General features: G+C 66.2%; 13 protein-coding genes. All 13 read left to right on the top strand.

Annotated features, from left to right (window positions below; translation table 11 throughout):
* Positions 1 to 113 precede the first annotated feature (113 nt).
* The gene (glf, locus tag AB431_RS28115; protein WP_047332716.1) at positions 114 to 1,331 is read left to right on the top strand and encodes a UDP-galactopyranose mutase; all 1,218 of its coding nucleotides are present in this window, start codon (positions 114 to 116) and stop codon (positions 1,329 to 1,331) included.
* Complete coding sequence (locus tag AB431_RS28110) at positions 1,328 to 3,268, top strand: glycosyltransferase (protein ID WP_047332715.1); 1,941 nt, start codon at positions 1,328 to 1,330, stop codon at positions 3,266 to 3,268. Before glf ends, AB431_RS28110 begins: the two co-directional genes overlap by 4 nt.
* Complete coding sequence (locus AB431_RS28105) at positions 3,261 to 3,803, top strand: phosphatase PAP2 family protein (protein WP_047332714.1); 543 nt, start codon at positions 3,261 to 3,263, stop codon at positions 3,801 to 3,803. Before AB431_RS28110 ends, AB431_RS28105 begins: the two co-directional genes overlap by 8 nt.
* 6 nt (positions 3,804 to 3,809) lie before the next feature.
* On the top strand, positions 3,810 to 4,724 hold the full coding sequence (locus tag AB431_RS28100) for a decaprenyl-phosphate phosphoribosyltransferase (RefSeq protein WP_047332713.1): 915 nt from the start codon (positions 3,810 to 3,812) through the stop codon (positions 4,722 to 4,724).
* A gap of 4 nt (positions 4,725 to 4,728) precedes the next feature.
* Positions 4,729 to 6,678, top strand: coding sequence for a flagellar motor control protein ZomB (gene zomB / locus AB431_RS28095; RefSeq protein ID WP_047333875.1), 1,950 nt, complete (start codon positions 4,729 to 4,731; stop codon positions 6,676 to 6,678).
* A 338-nt stretch (positions 6,679 to 7,016) separates the two neighbouring features.
* On the top strand, positions 7,017 to 7,928 hold the full coding sequence (locus AB431_RS28090; protein ID WP_235435973.1) for an alpha/beta hydrolase family protein: 912 nt from the start codon (positions 7,017 to 7,019) through the stop codon (positions 7,926 to 7,928).
* Positions 7,929 to 8,044: 116 nt separating this feature from the next.
* Positions 8,045 to 9,052 carry an esterase family protein gene (locus tag AB431_RS28085; RefSeq protein ID WP_047332711.1) on the top strand — a complete coding sequence of 336 codons (1,008 nt, stop codon included), beginning with the start codon at positions 8,045 to 8,047 and terminating at the stop codon, positions 9,050 to 9,052.
* A gap of 143 nt (positions 9,053 to 9,195) precedes the next feature.
* A complete protein-coding gene (locus AB431_RS28080) occupies positions 9,196 to 10,086 on the top strand; it encodes an alpha/beta hydrolase-fold protein (RefSeq protein WP_047332710.1) in 891 nt (296 codons plus the stop codon).
* 93 nt (positions 10,087 to 10,179) lie between these two features.
* Positions 10,180 to 10,674 (top strand): DUF732 domain-containing protein, encoded by a 495-nt coding sequence (locus tag AB431_RS28075; RefSeq protein WP_235435779.1) that lies wholly within the window; start codon positions 10,180 to 10,182, stop codon positions 10,672 to 10,674.
* Between the two features lie 21 nt (positions 10,675 to 10,695).
* Positions 10,696 to 11,715: a cutinase family protein gene (locus AB431_RS28070; protein ID WP_047332709.1), complete on the top strand. Its 1,020-nt coding sequence runs from the start codon at positions 10,696 to 10,698 to the stop codon at positions 11,713 to 11,715.
* A gap of 236 nt (positions 11,716 to 11,951) precedes the next feature.
* Entirely contained in the window at positions 11,952 to 13,844 is a 1,893-nt protein-coding gene (fadD32, locus tag AB431_RS28065; protein ID WP_047332708.1) for a long-chain-fatty-acid--AMP ligase FadD32, read from the top strand.
* 27 nt (positions 13,845 to 13,871) lie between these two features.
* Complete coding sequence (gene pks13, locus AB431_RS28060) at positions 13,872 to 19,238, top strand: polyketide synthase Pks13 (protein WP_047332707.1); 5,367 nt, start codon at positions 13,872 to 13,874, stop codon at positions 19,236 to 19,238.
* Positions 19,235 to 20,809: an acyl-CoA carboxylase subunit beta gene (locus tag AB431_RS28055; RefSeq protein WP_047332706.1), complete on the top strand. Its 1,575-nt coding sequence runs from the start codon at positions 19,235 to 19,237 to the stop codon at positions 20,807 to 20,809. Before pks13 ends, AB431_RS28055 begins: the two co-directional genes overlap by 4 nt.
* The last annotated feature ends 80 nt before the right edge of the window (positions 20,810 to 20,889 follow it).

Below are 20,889 nucleotides of genomic sequence, written 5' to 3'. Positions count from 1 at the left end.
CGGAATCGTGAGCCAATTGCGACCTTGAATCGGTACGAGCGCACGTGATTTCCCATCGGCGCCCGGGCTTGCGATGCGGGTCACACCGCCCGGGTCCGATAACCTAGGCGCCGATGAGCTCTTCTAATTCCGGGACCGCTCCAGGCTCCTTCGACCTCTTCGTCGTCGGCTCCGGCTTCTTCGGCCTGACCATCGCCGAGCGGGTGGCCAGCCAGCTCGGTAAGCGGGTACTGGTCGTCGAACGCCGGTCGCACATCGGCGGCAACGCATACTCCGAGCCTGAGCCGCAGACCGGCATCGAGATCCACCGCTACGGTGCCCACCTGTTTCACACCTCCAACCAGAAGGTGTGGGATTACGTCCGGCAGTTCACCGACTTCACCGGGTACCAGCACCGGGTGTTCGCGATGCACAACGGGCAGGCCTACCAGTTCCCGATGGGGCTCGGCTTGGTGGCGCAGTTCTTCGGCAAGTACTTCACGCCCGACGAGGCCCGCCGGCTGATCCAGGAACAGGCCGCCGAGTTCAAGACCGACGAGGCCGCCAACCTCGAGGAGAAGGCCATCTCACTGATCGGGCGCCCGCTCTACGAGGCGTTCGTCAAGGGCTACACCGCCAAGCAATGGCAGACCGATCCCGCCGAACTGCCGGCGGCCGTCATCAGCCGCCTCCCGGTGCGCTACACCTTCGACAACCGCTACTTCAACGACACCTACGAGGGCCTGCCGGTCGAGGGCTACACGAAGTGGCTGGAGAACATGGCGGTCGACGACCGCATCGAGGTGCGCCTGGACACCGATTGGTTCGATGTTCGCGACGAACTGCGCAGCGCCAGCCCTGATGCCCCGGTGGTGTACACCGGGCCGTTGGATCGCTACTTCGACTATGCCGACGGCCGGCTGGGCTGGCGCACCCTGGACTTCGAGCTGGAGGTGCTGGAGACCGGTGACTTCCAGGGCACACCCGTCATGAATTACAACGACCTCGACGTGCCGTACACCCGCATCCACGAGTTCCGCCACTTCCACCCCGAGCGCGAGTACCCGACCGACAAGACGGTCATCATGCGCGAATACTCCCGGTTCGCCGCCGATGACGACGAGCCCTACTACCCGATCAACACCGACTCCGACCGCGCGCTGCTGGCCTCCTATCGGGACAGGGCCCGTCAGGAGACATCCGCGAAGAAGGTGCTCTTCGGTGGCAGGCTGGGCACATACCAATACCTCGACATGCACATGGCGATCGCCAGCGCGCTGAACATGTACGACAACATCCTGGCGCCACACCTGCGCGACGGGACTCCGCTGACCGAAAGCAGCACAGAATGAGCGAGATTCCGTCCGGTCCGATCGCGGCCGGTGAAACCAAGGCCGTCAGTCTCCTGAGCCGGGTGATCCTCCCGCGCCCCGGCGAACCGCTCGACGTCCGCAAGCTCTATATCGAAGAGTCCGACACGAATGCGCGCCGGGCGCACGCGCCCACCCGCACCACGCTGGAGATCGGCGCGGAGTCCGAGGTGTCGTTCGCCACGTACTTCAATGCCTTCCCGGCCAGCTATTGGCGGCGCTGGTCGATGCTCGAGTCGGTGGTGCTGCGCGTCGAACTCACCGGCTCGGCCCGTGTCGACGTCTACCGGTCCAAGGCCACCGGAGCCCGAATCACCGTGGGCGGCACCGAGGTCGGCAGTGTGGATGCGACAACCCCGACGGCCGCGGAGTTCGAGATCGACCTCGGCCCGTTCGAAGACGGCGGCTGGATCTGGTTCGACATCACCAGCAACAGCAAGGTCACAGTGCACAGCGCAGGCTGGTACGCGCCGGTGGCGGCACCCGGCCGGGCCAGTGTCGCCGTCGGAATACCGACATTCAACCGGCCCGCGGACTGCGTCAACGCACTGGCGGCGCTGACCTCGGATCCGTTGGTGGACACTGTGATCAGTGCGGTCATCGTCACCGACCAGGGGACTTCCAAGGCCAAGGATCATCCCGGCTTTGCGGCGGCCGCCGAACGGCTCGGTGACCGATTGTCCATCCACGACCAGCCCAACCTCGGTGGCTCGGGCGGTTACAGCCGGGTGATGTACGAGGCGCTGAAAAATACCGACTGCGAACAGATCTTGTTCATGGACGACGACATCCGCATCGAGCCGGATTCGGTGCTGCGGGCGTTGGCGCTCAACCGCTTCGCCAAGACGCCCACCCTGGTCGGCGGACAGATGCTCAACCTGCAGGAGCCCTCGCACCTGCACGTGATGGGTGAGATGGTCGACTCGCAGAATTTCATGTGGACCAACGCGGTCAACACCGAGTACGACCACAACTTCGCCAAGTATCCGCTCAACGACGAAGAGGAATACCGCAGCAAGTTGCTGCACCGCAGGATCGACGTCGACTACAACGGCTGGTGGATGTGCATGATCCCGCGGCAGGTCGCCGAGGAGCTCGGCCAGCCGCTGCCACTGTTCATCAAGTGGGACGACGCCGACTACGGCCTGCGGGCCGGTGAACACGGCTACCCCACCGTCACACTGCCCGGTGCGGCGATCTGGCATATGGCGTGGAGCGACAAGGACGACGCCATCGATTGGCAGGCCTACTTCCACCTGCGGAACCGGTTGGTCGTCGCCGCCCTACACTGGGACGGCAACGTCCGTGGGCTGATCGCCAGCCACATGAAGGCGACCCTCAAACACCTTCTCTGCCTTGAGTATTCGACGGTCGCGATTCAGAACAAGGCGATGGACGACTTCCTCGCCGGGCCCGAGCACATCTTCTCGATCCTCGAGGCCGCGTTGCCAGAGGTGCGCCAGCTGCGGTCGCAGTACCCGGACGCCGTCGTGCTGCCCAGTGCCACCACGCTGCCCACTCCGTCGGACAAGCGCTGGCGTAAGAAAGTGAGCATCCCGACGAATCCGTTGTCGATCTCGGTGCGCCTCGCCCGCGGAGTGGCTCACCAGCTCCGGCCGCACGACCCGGTGCATCACCAGCGGCCGCAGATCAATGTGGCGACCCAGGACGCCCGGTGGTTCTCGCTGTCGCGGGTCGACGGTGTCACAGTCACCACCGCCGACGGCCGCGGCGTGGTCTACCGGCAGCGTGATCGCGCGAAAATGTTTGCACTGCTGCGTGCTTCGACGCGTCGTCAGCTGCGACTGGCCCGCAAGTTCAACCGGATGCGCAAGGTTTATCGAGACGCGCTGCCGGTGTTGTCCAGCAAGGAGAAGTGGGAAACGGTGCTCATCCAGAACTCCTCCACCCATGCCTGACGCCGAACCCGTCGCGCCGCCGGCGACCGGCGAAGTCGCCGCCCTGGTCGCCGTGCAGTCCACGCTCGGTACCCCGCAGGTGATCGAGGTGGCGCGGGCGATGTCGCATTTCGGTGAGCATGCCCAGGGCTGGATCGCGTTATCGGCGCTGGGTGCGCTCGCCATGCCGAAGCGGCGACGAGACTGGATCCTGGTCGGCGTCGGTGCCGTCGCAGCGCACGCGGCCGCGATCGCGATCAAACTGGTGGTGCACCGCGCCCGGCCCAGTCACCCGGCGGTCGCGGTCAATGTCGGTACGCCCAGCGCGCTCAGCTTTCCGTCTGCGCACGCCACGTCCACCACCGCCGGCGCTATGCTGCTGAGCCGAGCCACCCGCTCGCGACTGCCACTGGTGGTGGTGCCCGCGATGGCCCTGTCGCGGCTGGTGCTCGGCGTGCACTATCCGACTGACGTCCTGGCCGGGGCGGCGGTCGGCGCCGTTGTCGCGAGGACGGCCGGTTGTTTCGCCTCATCGCAGGAGGAGACGCGGAAGTGAGCGCCCATGAGTAATGAAGCGGCGCCGGTCGGCCGACCGCCGAGCAATGTGTTCACCGGGCTCATCAAGGCCATCCGCCCGCGCCAGTGGGTCAAGAACCTGCTGGTGTTGCTCGCCCCGATCGCGGCACTCGGCGGTGACATCAACTACGACTACGACGAAGTCGCGATCAAGATCCTGATCGCGTTCGCCTCCTTCTCGCTGGCGGCGTCGTGCATCTATCTGGTGAACGACTCGCGTGACGTCGAGGCCGATCGCCAGCATCCGACCAAACGGTTCCGCCCGATCGCCGCGGGCGTGGTCCCCGAATGGCTGGCCTACACCGTCGCGGTCGTCCTTGGTGTCGGCGCGCTGGCGCTGTCACTACTGGCCTCGGTGAATCTCCTCATCGTGATCGCTGTGTACATCGGGATGCAGCTGGCCTACTGCTTCGGGCTCAAACATCAAGCGGTGCTGGACATCTGCATCGTGTCGTCGGCCTACTTGATCCGAGCCATCGCTGGTGGCGCCGCGGCGGGCATTCCGCTGTCACAGTGGTTCCTACTGGTGATGACATTCGGTTCTCTGTTCATGGTGGCCGGAAAGCGTTATGCCGAATTGCAACTCGCCGAACGCACCGGCGCCAAGATCCGCAAGTCGCTCGAGAGCTACACGGCCTCCTATCTCCGGTTCGTCTGGACGGTGGCGGCCACCGCGATGGTGGTCTGCTACAGCCTGTGGGCCTTCGAGCGGGACGGGGCGAACGCGTCGTGGTACGCGGTCACGATCATTCCCATCACCATCGCGATCCTGCGCTACGCCGTCGACGTCGACGGTGGACTGGCCGGTGAACCCGAGGACATCGCGTTGAAGGATCGGGTGCTGCAACTGCTGTTGCTGGCGTGGATCGGGACCATCGGTGCAGCGATCGCCTTCAGTTGAGCGGCTGACGCCCGAGCCGGCCTCGGCGCAGCCCACGTACCTTCGGGCGGCCCGGATCAGCTTGTGGGTCAGTGTCGGTGTGGTCGCGGCGCTGTGGACCTGGGGTGCCTGGCAACGACGGTGGATCGCCGACGACGGTCTGATCGTGCTGCGCACGGTGCGCAACCTGCTGGCCGGCAACGGCCCGGTGTTCAATGCCGGCGAGCGGGTGGAGTCGAACACCTCCACGCTGTGGACCTACCTGAACTATGTCGGTGCCCTGATCGCCGGCCCGGTGCAGCTGGAGTACGTGGCGCTGGCACTCGCGCTGAGCTTGTCGGTGGCTGGTGTGGTGTTCGTAATGCTCGGCACCGCAAGGCTGTTCGCGCCCGGTCTGCAGGGTCGCCGGGCGGTGTTTCTCCCGGCCGGCGCGCTGGTGTACATCGCGATCCCGCCCGCGCGTGACTTCGCCACCTCGGGGCTGGAGAACGGCCTGGTGCTCGCCTGGATCGGCCTGCTGTGGTGGATGATGGTCGTCTGGTCGCAGCAGCCCCGGCTGCACCGCAGCGGCCCCGTTTTCACCGCCGCGCTGGCCTTCGTCGCCGGCTTGAGCGTGCTGGTCCGGCCCGAACTCGCCCTGATCGGCGGACTGGCGCTGGTGATGATTCTCATCGCCGCCCGCGGCTGGATCACCCGGTTGCTCATCCTCGTCGCCGGCGGCCTGTTCCCGGTCGGCTATCAGATCTTCCGAATGGGTTACTACGGGCTGCTTTTCCCGCAGACCGCGTTGGCCAAGGATGCCTCGGGGGACAAGTGGGGCCAAGGCCTGATCTATCTGGCCAACTTCAACCAGCCGTATGCGCTGTGGCTGGCGGCCCTGCTCGTGATGGCGCTTGGCGCGATGGTGGTGGCGGCACGCCGAGCCGCGGCCGGCCCGCCGGACGCATCCCGAAGCGCCCGACGGTTGGCTCGTCGCATCCAAAGCCCCACTGCCGTCGTGATTTTCATGCTCGTCAGCGGCGTACTGCAGGCCCTGTACTGGATCCGGCAGGGCGGCGATTTCATGCATGGCCGGGTCTTGTTGACGCCGGTGTTCTGCCTGCTGACTCCGGTTGCCCTGATTCCCGTCGTGCTGCCGGACGCCGTCAGGTTCTCCCGTGAGCGTGCCACCGTGCTGGCCGGCACGACGGTGGCATTGTGGCTCGCGCTGGTCGGTTGGTCGCTGTGGGCCGCGAACTCACCGGGGATGGGTCGCGACGCCACCCGGGTCACCTATTCGGGAATCGTCGATGAGCGGCGGTTCTATTCGCAGGCGACCGGTCATGCCCACCCGCTGACCGCGGCGGACTACCTCGACTACCCGCGGATGCGCGCGGTGCTGACCGCGATCAACAACACCCCCGACGGCGCGCTGCTGCTGCCGGCGGGCAACTACGACGTGTGGGATGTGGTGCCCGCCTACCCGCCGCCACCGCCGCCCCCCGGTGTCTCGATGGACACCTGGCGTCGCCAAATAGCACCGCACACAGTCTTTTTCACCAACCTCGGCATGCTCGGCATGAACGTCGGCCTGAATGTCAGGGTGATCGACCAGATCGGTCTCGCGAACCCGATCGCAGCGCACACCGCGCGGCTGGAAGACGGCCGGATCGGGCACGACAAGAACCTCTTTCCGGACTGGGCGGTGGCCGAGGGCCCCTGGCTCAAAGAGCATCCGTATGTCCCGCCTTATCTCGACGAGGGCTGGATCGCCGAGGCGGGGGTGGCCCTGGGTTGCCCCGAGACCGATGCGATGCTCAAATCGATCCGCGCCCCCCTGGGCGTCCGCCGCTTCGTGTCAAATGTGTTGCACGCGCTCGATTTCACCCGGTACCGCATCGATCGCGTGCCGCAGTACGAGCTGCAGCGCTGCAATCTGCCCGAGCCGCCGTTGAAGGGCACTCCGTATACCGGCTTGCCGGCCACCGGCCCGTAGTATCCGTTGGCTGACTCTCGCGTCAGTTTCTGTCGCACTGCTGGGGGCCCTCGTGTGGCCAATGTGGGCTGAGTGCAAGTTGTTACGCACGACACACTGCAGGGCACGCCTGCCGTGCAGCGGTTTTCACGATTCCCAGGTCGACGCGGTAGCTTTGGTTGCCAGCCGGGCTCCAGCCGGTAACGCTGCGGTCAGTTTGCGGCGATACACAGGTCAAGTGTGAGAGCGCTTGGCGAGACCAACGTCAGTGTCGACAGTGGTTCTGCCATGCCGTGAATGAATGAGTTGAGCAACCGATGGTTCGTGCCGTGAGAGCCTCCCTCACCGCCGTCCTGCTGATGACCGCACTTGCGATGGTCCTCGGCGTGGTTCCGCACGCCAAAGCTTTCTCCAGAGAAGGCCTTCCGGTGGAGTACCTCGATGTGTACTCGCCGTCGATGGGCCGCAACATCCGCGTCGAGTTCCAAGGGTCGGGTTCGAAAGCCGTCTACTTGCTCGACGGTCTGCGTGCCCAGGACGACTACAGCGGCTGGGACATCAACACCCCGGCTTTCGAGTGGTTCTACAACACGGGAGTTTCGGTGGTGATGCCCGTCGGCGGGCAGTCGAGCTTCTACACCGACTGGTACTCGCCGTCGAGCTTCAACAAGCAGACCTACACCTACAAGTGGGAGACATTCCTCACCAGCGAGCTGCCGCAGTGGCTGACCGCCAACAAGGGCGTCTCCGCGACCGGTAACGGCGTCGTCGGACTGTCGATGTCCGGCGGTGCAGCACTGATCTTGTCGGCTTACCACCCCCAGCAGTTCACCTACGCAGCCTCGTTGTCGGGATTCCTCAATCCCTCGGCGGTGCTGATGCAGCAAGCCATCCGAGTGGCCATGCTCGACGCCGGTGGCTACAACGTCGACAACATGTGGGGTCCCCCTTGGGATCCGGCGTGGAAGCGCAACGACCCGGTGGTGCAGGCCGCCACGATCGCGCACAACGGAACCCGGCTCTGGATCTACTGCGCGCCTGGTGGACAGACCGATCTCGACGTCGGCGCAGACCCAGGCGCAGCGCTGAGCGCCACCAGCCTGGAGTCGATGGCGATCAAGAGCAACAAGGATTTTCAGGCGGCCTACACCGCCGCCGGCGGCACGAACGCGACCTTCGAATTCCCCTCGTCCGGCAACCATTCGTGGCCGTACTGGGGAGCTCAACTCGCGGCACTGAAACCCGACCTCATCGCCACGATCAATCGGTGAGAGGGCGGTCACGACAACATCTGTGAAGAGGAACGATCACGACACCTGTGGTTGACTACCAGGGCACGGCTGCGTGGATCGCATGCGGTGCGGCCCCCGAAAAAGGATGGAAATACATGAAGTTCGTTGAGAAGTTGCGCGGCGTTTGGCTGCGCCGGCTCACGGTCGCCGCGGCGGCTGCTGCCGTGCTGCCCGGCCTGATCGGCGTCGTCGGCGGCTCCGCAACGGCGGGAGCATTCTCCAAGCCGGGCCTCCCGGTCGAGTACCTCGAGGTGCCGTCCGCCGGCATGGGACGCGACATCAAGATCCAGTTCCAGAGTGGCGGTCCGAACTCGCCTGCGGTCTACCTGCTCGACGGTCTGCGTGCTCAGGACGACTTCAACGGCTGGGACATCAACACGCCGGCGTTCGAGTGGTACTACCAGTCGGGCCTGTCGGTGATCATGCCCGTCGGTGGCCAGTCCAGCTTCTACTCCGATTGGTACAAGCCCGCGTGTGGCAAGGCCGGTTGCAGCACCTACAAGTGGGAGACGTTCCTGACCCAGGAGCTGCCCGCCTACCTGGCCACCAACAAGCAGGTCAAGCCGACCGGCAGTGCGGCTGTCGGTCTGTCGATGGCCGGCTCGGCCGCGCTGACCCTGGCGATCTACCACCCGCAGCAGTTCCCGTACGCCGGCGCGTTGTCCGGCTTCCTCAACCTGTCCGAGGGCTGGTGGCCGATGCTGGTGAACCTGTCGATGGGTGACGCCGGCGGGTACAAGGCCAACGACATGTGGGGCCCGACCGAGGATCCGAACAGTGCCTGGAAGCGCAACGACCCGTTGGTCAACATCCAGCAGCTGATCGACAACAACACCCGGATCTGGATCTACTGCGGTGACGGCAAGCCGTCCGACCTGGACGCCGGAACCAGCAGTGGGAACCTGTTCAACGCGAAGTTCCTGGAGAGCTTCACACTGCGCACGAACAAGACGTTCCGCGACACCTATCTGGCCAAGGGTGGCAGCAACGGGGTGTTCAACTTCCCCGCCAACGGCACCCACCAGTGGAACTACTGGGGTCAGCAGCTGCAGCAGATGAAGCCGGACATCCAGCGCGTGCTGGGTGCTACGCCGACCGCCTGATCATCAGGTATCGACACACCAACGGCGGCGACCTTCGGGTCGTCGCCGTTGGCATATCCGGACCAACCGACTAAGCAGTGTGATTCACTCATGTGCAGGTGGGGCGGGGCTGTGAAATGCGACAAGTCGACATTGAGGTGACTATGAAGAGTCTGTCGGGCCTGTTTCGGGGAATGTGCGCCGCGGTTCTGGCGCTCGGCCTCATGAGTGCTACCGCGCCGCGCGGCGACGCCGCCGACGTCGAGTATTTGATGGTGCCGTCGCCGGCCATGGGCCGCGACATCCCGGTGGCTTTCATGGGCGGCGGTCCGCACGCCGTGGTGCTGCTGGATGCGTTCAACGCCGGCGAGGGCGTCAGCAACTGGGTTACCGCGGGCAACGCGATGAACACCCTGGCCGGTAAGGGCATCTCGGTCGTGGCGCCCGCCAGCGGTGCGTTCACCCTCTACACGAACTGGGAGGCCGACGGCACTCGGCAGTGGGAGACGTTCCTGTCCGACGAGCTGCCCAGCTGGCTGGCGGCGAACAAGGGCCTGGCGCCCGGTGGCCATGCGATCGTTGGAGCCGCCCAGGGTGGTCTCGGGGCGATGATGGAAGCGACCTTCCACCCCGACCGCTACCGCTACGCCGGGTCCATGTCGGGCTTCCTGACCCCGTCGAACACGTTCCTGAACGGTGCGATCACGGCCGGTATGAACGAGTTCGGCGGCGTGAACACCCAAGCCATGTGGGGTGCCGCACAGCTGGGCCGGTGGAAGTGGCATGACCCCGAGGTGCACGTGCAGCTGCTGGTCGACAACAACACCCGGCTGTGGGTGTTCAGCCCCCAGACGCTGACGTGCAGCGACGTGCCGGCCATGATCGGCTACTGCGATCAGGCCCAGGGCAGCAACCGCACCTTCTACGCGCATTACCGCTCGGTGGGTGGGCGCAACGGCCACTTCGACTTCCCGGCCGGCGGCAACCACGACTGGGGCAACTGGGCCGCGCAGCTGGCCGCGATGTCGGGAGATGTTGCGGCAGCGATCAAGTAAGTCGCTCGGATCGCCCAGACAAATTTGAAATGTTAACTTTCCGCAATCTTGCGGTGCTCGGGGCGACGCAGCGCCAGCCGGTAACGTGGAGACGTGCAGCGCTCGGACGGTTTGGTGAACGGCAACGCTGCCGGCGCCGTCCGTCACGCTCTGCTGATGGCCGGACTGCTCGGCCCGGCGGCCGTGCTGTTGGTGGCCTGCACTTCCGGTGAGGACCTGGTCACCACCGCCGTGCCGCCAACCGCCCAGACCAGCGGCGCCGTCCACGGTCACGGCGCGCCGCTACCCGCGGACGCCGACCTGCAGTCCACCAAGTTCAACGTCACACCGACGCAGCGTGGGTTCCTCGACGCGCTGACCGCCGCCGGTGTGCATCCCTCGAGTGAGCTGGAAGCACTGAGCATCGGTTCTCACGTCTGTCAGGCCCACGCGGCCGGTCAAAGCGACCAGGCGGTATGGGACTACATTGCTCCGATGGTGCGCAGTGACGTCGTCGACGCGGGATCGCCGCCGCACACTGCCCCCGATCCGCAGGTGACTGAGGCCACCGCCGACTACATCCGGATCGCCACCCAGCAGCTCTGCTAACAGGAAGACCCCTTTCTCTCAATGGCTCGAAACTCCCGAACCGCCGCCCAGCGCAAACGTCACCGCATCCTCGGGTTGATCGCCGCCGGCGCCATGGCCGTCGCGGTGGCGCTCGTCGTGGCGATCATCGTGATCGTCGTCCGCCGGCCCGAAGCACCCCCGACGGCGGTGCCGCCGACCGCGCTCCCGCCCACCAGTTCACCGGGCCAGCACAAGCCGCGGCCGGAATTCCAGGACGCCAGCTGCCCGGACGTCCAGATGGTCGTCATCCCCGGGACCTGGGAATCGTGGCCGACCGACGATCCGCTGAACCCGACCCAGTTCCCGCTGGCCCTGCTCGGCAACGTCACCCGGCCGCTCGCCGGCCAGTTCGGCCCCGACCGGCTCCAGATCTACACCGTCCCGTACACCGCGCAGTTCCATAACCCGCTGTCGCAGGACAACCAGATGTCTTACAACGACAGTCGCGCCGAGGGCACCCGCGCCGCGGTCAAGGCCATGACCGACATGAACAATCGCTGCCCGCTGACCAGCTACGTGATCGCCGGCTTCTCGCAGGGCGCGGTGATCGGGGGCGATATTGCCAGCGACATCGGCAATGGGCGCGGTCCGGTCGACGAGGACCTGGTCCTGGGTGTGACGTTGATCGCCGACGGGCGCCGCCAGCTGGGGGTCGGGCAGGACATCGGCCCCAACCCGCCAGGCACCGGCGCTGAGATCACCCTGCACGAGGTTCCGGTGCTGTCGGCGATGGGCCTGACCATGACGGGCGAGCGGCCGGGCGGCTTCGGTGCGCTGAACAACCGCACCAATGAGATCTGCGCCGTCGGAGACCTGATCTGCGCTTCGCCCCAGGAGGCGTTCAACATCACCAATCTGCCGACGACGCTCGACGTCCTGGCGGGCGGCGCCGGACAGCCGGTGCACGCGCTTTACAACACGCCGCAGTTCTGGAACCTCGACGGTCAAACCTCGACGCAGTGGACACTGAATTGGGCGCGCGATCTGATCGAGAACGCGCCACATCCAAAACATGGATGACGTGGAAGCCCTTCGGCTGATGGATTTGGCCGCCGCCGCGACTACGCCTAACATTAAGAAGAAAATAAGAGCTGCATGCGTGAGCGGCCCGCAGGGCCATCGAGGTCCCAGAAGGACCTGGGATGGATCTGTACGATCTTGGAGGTTTGGGGCCGGCGACGCAGGGTGACCGGTGGCGCGATCTCGCGCGGCCGCCGCGGGGCCCGACACAGATGTTGTTCTGACAGGAGATTGGTATGCCGTTCCACAATCCGTTCATCAAGAACGGCCTGATCACCTTCCCCGAGGGCGCCAGTGTGGTCAAGCACGTGGAGCGCTGGGCCAAGGTTCGCGGCGACAAGATCGCCTACCGCTTCCTGGATTTCTCCACCGAACGTGACGGCGTCGTTCGCGAGCTGACCTGGGCAGATTTCGGCAGCCGCAACCGGGCCGTCGCAGCTCGGCTGCAACAAGTGACCCAGCCCGGTGACCGGGTAGCCATCCTGTGCCCGCAGAACCTCGAATACCTGATCGCCTTCTTCGGCACCATGTACTCCGGCCGAATCGCGGTTCCGCTCTTCGACCCGGCCGAGCCCGGGCACGTCGGCCGCTTGCACGCGGTGCTCGACGACTGTGGTGCCTCGGCGATCCTGACCACCACCGACTCAGCCGAGGGTGTGCGCAAGTTTTTCCGCAGCCGTCCGGCCAAAGAGCGGCCTCGCGTCATCGCCGTGGACGCCATCCCCGACGAGGTCGGTGTGACCTGGCAACCGTTCGACGCGGTCAACGAGGACACCATCGCCTATCTGCAGTACACGTCCGGCTCCACGCGGATCCCGAGCGGCGTGCAGATCACCCACCTGAACATGGCCACCAACGTGGTGCAGGTGATCGAGGCCCTCGAAGGCGAGGAAGGCGACCGCGGTGTCTCCTGGCTGCCGTTCTTCCACGACATGGGTCTGGTCACCGCGCTGCTGCCGGCGATGATCGGCCACTACTTCACGTTCATGACACCCGCGGCCTTCGTCCGCCGCCCCGGTCGCTGGATTCGCGAGCTCGCCTGGCGGGAAGGCGACACCGGCGGTGCCATCTCGGTAGCCCCGAACTTCGCGTTCGACCACGCCGCAGCCCGCGGTGTCCCCAAGGATGACGAAGAACCGCTGGACCTGTCGCACGTGAAGGCCATCCTCAACGGCAGTGAGCCGATCTCGGCCGCCACCGTGCAGCGCTTCAACGACGCGTTCCGCCCGTTCGGCTTCCAGCCGAGGGCCATCAAGCCGTCCTACGGCCTGGCCGAGGCGACATTGTTCGTGTCGACGACGCCATCGTCGGAAGAGCCCAAGATCGTCTCGGTCGATCGTGACGAATTGAACGCGGGCCACTTCGTCGTGGTGCCCGACGATTCACCCACGGCGGTGGCTCAGGCCTCGGCCGGCAAGGTCGGCGTCGCCGAGTGGGCGGTGATCGTGGACAACGAGACCGCCACCGAACTGCCCGACGGGCAGATCGGCGAGATCTGGATCAGCGGCCAGAACATGGGGACCGGCTACTGGAACAAGAAGGAAGAGACCGTCGCGACGTTCCAGAACATCCTCAAGTCGCGGACCAGCCCGTCGCACGCCGAAGGTGCCGCCGACGACGCCACCTGGGTGCGCACCGGTGACCTCGGCGCGTTCTACGACGGTGACCTCTACATCACCGGCCGCGTCAAGGACCTGGTGATCATCGACGGTCGCAACCACTACCCGCAGGACCTGGAGTACTCCGCTCAGGAAGCCACCAAGGCTGTCCGGACCGGATTCGTCGCTGCGTTCTCAGTGCCGGCCAACCAGCTGCCCGACGAGGTGTTCGAGAACGCGCACGCCGGGCTCAAGCGTGACGCCAACGACAGCTCCGAGCAGCTGGTGATCGTCGCCGAGCGCGCGCCGGGTTCCCACAAGATGGAGCTGGGGCCGATCTCCGATGACATCCGCGCAGCGATCGCGGTGCGCCATGGCGTCACGGTTCGCGATGTGCTGCTGACCCCCGCCGGTGCGATCCCGCGGACCTCCAGCGGCAAGATCGGCCGGCGCGCCTGCCGCTCGGCTTACCTCGACGGCACCCTGCGCAGCGGCAAGGTGGCCAACGCCTTCCCCGACGACGAGGAATGACGACCCAAGGAAGTACTCAGAGGCCTCATGTCTGAATCAGAAACGCCCGAAACGCCCGAGATCACGCTGGCCTCGTCCCAGGACGCGCCGGCCCCTGCCCGCACCGACATGACGGTGTCGGAGATGCGCGAGTGGCTGCGTAATTGGGTGGCCAACGCGACCGGGCAGGCTCCTGACGCGGTAGACGAGTCCACCCCGATGGTGGAGCTGGGTCTGTCGTCTCGGGACGCGGTCGCCATGGCCAGCGATATCGAGGACCTCACCGGTGTCACGCTGACCGCGACGGTGGCCTTCCGCCACCCGACCATCGAGTCGCTCGCCACCGTGATCATCGAGGGCGAGCCGGAGATCGAGTTCGACGAAACGGGCGAGGACTGGTCGCGCGCAGCCGATGTCGAAGACATCGCGATCGTCGGCGTCGCCACCCGATTCCCCGGCGACATGAACACTCCGGCCGAGATGTGGCAGGCGCTGCTCGAGGGCCGCGATGCGATCACCGATCTGCCCGACGGGCGCTGGTCGGAATTCCTCGCCGAACCGCGCATCGCCGAGCGAGTCGCCAAGGCCGCCACCCGCGGTGGCTACCTCTCCGATATCAAGGGCTTCGACGCCGAGTTCTTCGCGCTGTCGAAGATGGAAGCCGACAACATCGACCCGCAGCAGCGGATGGCACTCGAGCTCACCTGGGAAGCGCTGGAGAACGCTCGCATTCCGGCATCGACCCTGCGGGGCGCATGCGTTGGTGTGTACATCGGCGCGTCGAACAATGACTACCAGTTCCTCGCGGTGGCCGATCCGACCACCGCACACCCATACGCGATCACCGGCACCACGAGTTCGATCATCGCCAACCGGGTCTCTTACTTCTACGACTTCCGCGGTCCCTCAATGGCTTTGGATACCGCGTGCTCCAGCTCCCTGGTCGCCGCCCACCAGGGTGTGCAGGCGCTGCGATCCGGTGAGGCCGATATGGCGGTGGTCGGAGGCGTCAACGCGATGATCACCCCGCTGGTGACCATCGGCTTCGACGAGGTCGGCGGCGTGCTCGCGCCGGATGGCCGGATCAAGTCCTTCTCGTCGGACGCCAACGGCTATTCGCGCTCCGAGGGCGGCGGCATGCTGGTGCTCAAGCGCCTGCGCGACGCCCGTCGCGACGGTGACGAGATCCTCGCGATCATCGCCGGCAGCGCGATCAACCACGACGGCCGATCCAACGGCATGCTCGCGCCGAACCCGGACGCCCAGGCCGATGTGCTGCGCAAGGCGTACAAGAATGCCGGAGTCAACCCGCGCAGCGTCGATTACATCGAGGCGCACGGCACCGGCACGATCCTGGGCGACCCGATGGAGGCCGACGCGCTCGGTCGCGTCGTGGGCAGGGGCCGCCCCGCCGACCAGCCCGCGCTGCTCGGTGCGGTGAAGTCCAACCTCGGTCACCTGGAGTCGGCCGCCGGTGCGGCGAGCCTGGCCAAGGTCGCATTGTCGTTGACCCACAACAAGGTTCCGCCGTCGATCAACTACGCCGGGCCCAACCCCTACATCGACTTCGACGCGATCCGGCTGCGGGTGGTCGAGAAAGTCACCGACTGGCCGCGATACAGCGGCCACGCGATCGCCGGCGTATCCGGATTCGGCTTCGGCGGCGCCAACGCCCACCTGGTGCTACGGGAGGTGTTGCCGGCGGATCTGGTTGAACCGCAGGCGGAATCCGCACCGGTCGACGAGACGTCGACGTCCGACGCCAACGCCGTCTACGTCGGCGGAGTGCGGATGGACGAGTACGGCGAGTTCGTCGATGACAGCGCCGCGGACGTGGCCGAGGAGTACGCATCAGCTGTCGCATACGAGGACGAGCCCGAGCTGCCGGGCCTGACCGACGAGGCACTGGAGCTGATCGAGGCCGCCCGCGCCGAGTGGGAGGCCTCGGAGAAGCCCGTTCCTGTTGTGCCGCTGGCTGTTTCGGGATTCTTGACGTCGCGCAAACGCGCGACGGCGGCCGAGCTGGCCGACTGGATCGACAGCCCGGCGGGCCGGGCGTCGTCGTTGGAGGCCATCGGCCGCTCACTGTCGCGGCGCAACCACGGCCGTTCGCGGGCCGTGGTGATGGCCCACGACCACGACGAGGCGGTCAAGGGCCTGCGGGCGATCGCCGAAGGCAAGCAGAGTCCGCTGGTCTACAGCGCCGACGGGCCGGTGACCAACGGGCCGGTGTGGGTGCTGGCCGGATTCGGTGCCCAGCACCGCAAGATGGGCAAGAGCCTGTACCTGCGCGACCCGGTGTTCGCCGAGTGGATCAACAAGGTCGACGCGCTCATCCAGGACGAGCGCGGTTACTCGATCGTCGAGCTGATCCTCGACGACGCGATCGACTACACGAACGAAACCTGCGAGTACCCCATCGAAGTGGTCCAGACGGTGATCTTCGCCATCCAGATCGCGCTCGGTGAATTGCTCAAGCATCATGGCGCCAAACCCGGTGCGGTGGTGGGCCAGTCGCTCGGTGAAGCAGCGGCCGCGTACTTCTCCGGTGGCCTGTCGCTGGCCGATGCCACCCGCACCATCTGCTCGCGCGCACACCTCATGGGCGAGGGCGAAGCGATGCTGTTCGGTGAGTACATCCGGCTGATGGCCCTGGTGGAGTACTCGGCCGACGAGATCAAGACCGTCTTCTCCGACTACCCGGGGCTGGAGGTGTGCGTCTACGCCGCCCCCACCCAGACCGTCATCGGCGGTCCGCCCGAGCAGATCGACGCGATCATCGCCCGCGCGGAATCCGAGGGCAAGTTCGCCCGCAAGCTGCAGACCAAGGGCGCCAGCCACACTCAGCAAATGGACCCGCTGCTCGGTGAGCTGTCCGCGGAAATCCAGGGTATCGAGGCGCATCCGCTGCACACCGGCTACTTCTCGACCGTGCACGAGGGCAGCTACATCCGCCCGGGCGGCGAGCCGATCCACGATGTCGAGTATTGGAAGAAGGGGCTGCGGCACAGCGTCTACTTCACCCATGGCATTCGCAACGCGGTCGACAACGGGCACACCACGTTCCTGGAGCTGGCGCCGAACCCGGTGGCGCTCATGCAGGTTGGGCTCACCACGGCTGCTGCCGGGCTGCATGACGGACAGCTGATCGCCACCCTGGCCCGCAAGCAGGACGAGGTCGAGTCGATGCTCGCCGCGATGGCGCAGCTCTACGTCTACGGCCACGACCTGGATTTCCGGACCCTCTTCGAGGCCGGCGAGTACGCCGACATCCCGCCGACCCGGTTCAAGCGCAAAGAACACTGGCTGGACGCGCAGTTCACCGGCGACAGCTCGGTGATGATGCCGGGCAATCACGTGGCCACCCCCGACGGCCGGCACGTCTGGGAGTACTCCCCGAAGGGACAGACCGATCTCGCCGCGTTGGTGAAATCAGCTGCGGCACAAGTGCTCCCGGATGCCAAGCTGACGGCATCCGAACAGCGCGCGGTACCCGGCGACGGCGCCCGGCTGGTGACGACGCTGACCCGCCATCCCGGCGGCGCCTCGGTGCAGGTGCACGCCCGGATCGACGAATCCTTCACGCTGGTATACGACGCCGTCGTCACCCGCGGCGGTGCGGTCTCGGCGTTGCCGTCGGCGGTCGCGACCGGTGTCGCGGTCACCGCACCTGCTGTCGACGCCGCAGAAGCCGACGAGCCGGATGACGACGCAGAGATCCTGTCCGACAACCTCACTGCCGGTGCCGGCCTGGCGGCCGGCTTCGCCAAGTGGTCGCCGGATTCTGGTGAGACTGTGCATGACCGACTCGCCGCGATCGTCGGCGGTGCCATGGGCTACGAGCCCGAGGACCTGCCGTGGGAGGTCCCGCTGATCGAGCTGGGTCTGGATTCGCTGATGGCGGTGCGCATCAAGAACCGCGTCGAGTACGACTTCGACCTGCCGCCGATCCAGTTGACCGCGGTGCGGGACGCCAACCTTTATGCCGTCGAGAAGCTGATCCAGTACGCGATCGAGCATCGCGACGAGGTCGAAGACCTGGCCGAGGCCCAGAAGGGTAAGTCCGCCGAGGAGATCGCCGCCGAGCAGGCCGAGCTGATGGGCGGGGCCAGCACGGTCGCCGAACTGGAGGCCAAGCTCGCCCAGGCCGGCCACCCGATCGCGACGGAGGCAGAGACCGAGGCAGAGGCCGAGCCGAACATCCCACCGCCGCCGACTGATCCGGCCGGGCCAGCCGCCGGGGCGAGCAAAGCGACCGGAGAGGTGAAGTCCACTGCCGCGGCCGCGGCCGCGAAGGTGCTGACCCAGGAGGCCGTCACCGAAGCGCTCGGGGCCGACGTACCGCCGCGTGACGCCGCGGAGCGGGTCACGTTCGCGACGTGGGCGATCGTCACCGGGAAGTCACCGGGCGGCATCTTCAACGAGTTGCCCGCCATCAACGATGACATTGCGACCAAGCTCTCCGAACGGCTCTCCGAGCGTGCCGAGGGCGAGATCAGCGTCGATGAGGTGAAGTCCGCCAAGACGATTGAGGCGCTGGCCGACATCGTTCGAGCCCAGCTCGAGGAGGGTGTGGTCGACGGCTTCGTGCGCACGCTGCGCGCGCCCGCGGAGGGGACCAAGCACGTCCCGGTGTTCGTCTTCCACCCGGCGGGCGGGTCGTCGGTGGTCTACGAGCCGCTGATGAAGCGCCTTCCCCCCCACACCCCGATCTACGGCCTGGAGCGGGTCGAGGGCTCGATCGAGGAGCGCGCGGCCGAGTATGTGCCCAAGCTGATGGAGATCAACGGCAAGGGGCCTTACATTCTCGCCGGCTGGTCGCTGGGCGGGGCACTGGCCTACGCCTGCGCGGTCGGTCTCAAGCGCAACGGTTGTGACGTCCGCTTCGTCGGGCTGATCGACACCGTGCGCGCCGGCGAAGAGGTGCCGCAGACCAAGGAGGAGATCCGCGCGCGCTGGGACCGCTACGCGGTCTTCGCCTCGCGCACCTTCAACGTCGAGATCCCCGAGATCCCTTACGAGCAGCTCGAACAACTCGACGACGAAGGTCAGGTCCGGTTCGTGCTCGACGCCGTCAAGGAGAGCGGGGTCGACATCCCGGGCGGCATCATCGAGCACCAGCGCACGTCCTATCTGGACAACCGCGCCCTGGACACCGCCACCATCGAGCCCTATGACGGACACGTCGCGTTGTACATGGCCGATCGCTATCACGACGACGCGATCATGTTCGAGCCGCGCTACGCAGTCCGCCGGCCTGACGGCGGCTGGGGTGAATTCGTCGCCGATCTGGAGATCGTCCCCATCGGGGGCGAGCACATCCAGGCGATCGACGAGCCGTACATCGCCAAGGTCGGGGCCCATATGAGCGAAGCCATCAACCGAATCGATGCCGAGGAGAACGAGAGCAAGTGACCACTGAGAGCGCTCCCGCCCACCATCCGGTCACAACTGCCGAAAAGCTCGCCGAACTCCGCGAAAAGCTGGAACTCGCCAAGGAACCGGGCGGTCCTGCGGTCGCCGCCAAGCGCGACAAGCGCGGCATCCCCAGCCCGCGGGCGCGAATCCACGCGCTGCTGGACCCCGGCAGTTTCCTGGAGATCGGCGCGCTGGCCCGCACGCCGGGTGATCCGAATGCATTGTTCGGCGACGGTGTGGTCACCGGGCACGGCACCATCAACGGCCGCCCGGTCGGCGTGTTCAGCCACGACTACACCGTCTTCGGTGGTTCGGTCGGAGAGATGTTCGGCCGCAAGGTATCTCGGCTGATGGAATGGGTGGCGATGGTCGGCTGCCCGATCATCGGCATCAACGACTCCGGCGGCGCCCGCATCCAGGATCTGGCGACCTCGCTGGCCTGGTACGCCGAGCTGGGCCGTCGTCACGAATTGCTGTCCGGTCTGGTGCCGCAGATCTCGATCATCCTGGGCAAGTGCGCCGGTGGTGCCGTGTACTCACCGATCCAGACCGACCTCATCGTGGCCGTGCGCGACCAGGGCTACATGTTCGTCACCGGCCCGGACGTCATCAAGGACGTCACCGGCGAGGATGTCACGCTCGACGAGCTCGGTGGCGCCGATGCGCAGGCCAAGTACGGCAACATCCACCAGGTCGTCGACTCCGAGAAGGACGCTTTCCAATACGTCCGGGACTACCTGGAGTTCTTGCCCTCCAACACTTTTGACGATGCACCGGTCGTCAACCCGGGTCTCGAGCCCGAGATCACCCCGCACGACCTGGAGCTCGACAGCCTGGTCCCCGATGCCGACAACGTCGCATACGACATGCACGAGATCCTGCTGCGGATCTTCGACGACGGTGATTTCCTCGAGGTGGCCGCCCAAGCCGGCCAGGCCATCATCACCGGCTTCGCCCGTGTCGACGGCCGTCCGGTCGGCGTGGTCGCCAACCAGCCGATGCACCTGTCGGGTGCCATCGACAACGAGGCGTCCGACAAGGCCGCGCGGTTCGTGCGATTCTGCGACTCGTTCAACACGCCCTTGGTTTTCGTCGTCGACACCCCCGGCTTCCTGCCGGGCGTCGAGCAGGAGAAGAACGGCATCATCAAGCGTGGTGGCCGTTTCCTCTACTCCGTCGTGGAGGCCGACGTGCCGAAGGTGACGATCACCATCCGTAAGTCGTACGGCGGTGCGTACGCGGTGATGGGTTCCAAGCAGCTGACGGCCGACTTCAACTTCCTGTGGCCGACGGCCCGGATCGCCGTCATCGGCGCCGAGGGCGCGGCGCAGCTGATCGTCAAGCGGTTCCCCGACCCCAAGGCCCCCGAGGTCCAGGAGATCAGGCGCCAGTTCATCGAGGGCTACAACCGTGACATGGCGACCCCGTACGTGGCTGCCGAGCGCGGTTACGTCGACGCGGTGATCGAGCCGCACAAGACCCGCCTGCAACTGCGCGGCGCGATGCGGATCCTGCGGGACAAGCAGATCCTGCGTGTGCAGCGCAAGCACGGCCTGATCCCGATCTAAGCGGCCGGCGGGTTATCCCCAGCTTTTACTCACACCTGTGTAATTCGCTTGCCGCGTGGCGCGTCAATGTCAAAGTTGAC

Source organism: Mycobacterium sp. EPa45, assembly GCF_001021385.1.
Classification (GTDB): Bacteria; Actinomycetota; Actinomycetes; order Mycobacteriales; family Mycobacteriaceae; genus Mycobacterium.
Note: the sequence above shows the minus strand (reverse complement) of the source record. Positions and strands in the feature narration are given on the sequence as shown.

Excerpts from the sequence above, each read along its gene's own strand:
- AB431_RS28100 (WP_047332713.1), top strand. The coding sequence starts at position 3,810 with ATGAGTAATGAAGCGGCGCCGGTCGGCCGACCGCCGAGCAATGTGTTC.
- glf (WP_047332716.1), top strand. The coding sequence starts at position 114 with ATGAGCTCTTCTAATTCCGGGACCGCTCCAGGCTCCTTCGACCTCTTC.
- AB431_RS28110 (WP_047332715.1), top strand. The coding sequence starts at position 1,328 with ATGAGCGAGATTCCGTCCGGTCCGATCGCGGCCGGTGAAACCAAGGCC.
- AB431_RS28085 (WP_047332711.1), top strand. The coding sequence starts at position 8,045 with ATGAAGTTCGTTGAGAAGTTGCGCGGCGTTTGGCTGCGCCGGCTCACG.
- AB431_RS28090 (WP_235435973.1), top strand. The coding sequence starts at position 7,017 with ATGACCGCACTTGCGATGGTCCTCGGCGTGGTTCCGCACGCCAAAGCT.
- AB431_RS28105 (WP_047332714.1), top strand. The coding sequence starts at position 3,261 with ATGCCTGACGCCGAACCCGTCGCGCCGCCGGCGACCGGCGAAGTCGCC.
- AB431_RS28070 (WP_047332709.1), top strand. The coding sequence starts at position 10,696 with ATGGCTCGAAACTCCCGAACCGCCGCCCAGCGCAAACGTCACCGCATC.
- fadD32 (WP_047332708.1), top strand. The coding sequence starts at position 11,952 with ATGCCGTTCCACAATCCGTTCATCAAGAACGGCCTGATCACCTTCCCC.
- pks13 (WP_047332707.1), top strand. The coding sequence starts at position 13,872 with ATGTCTGAATCAGAAACGCCCGAAACGCCCGAGATCACGCTGGCCTCG.
- AB431_RS28080 (WP_047332710.1), top strand. The coding sequence starts at position 9,196 with ATGAAGAGTCTGTCGGGCCTGTTTCGGGGAATGTGCGCCGCGGTTCTG.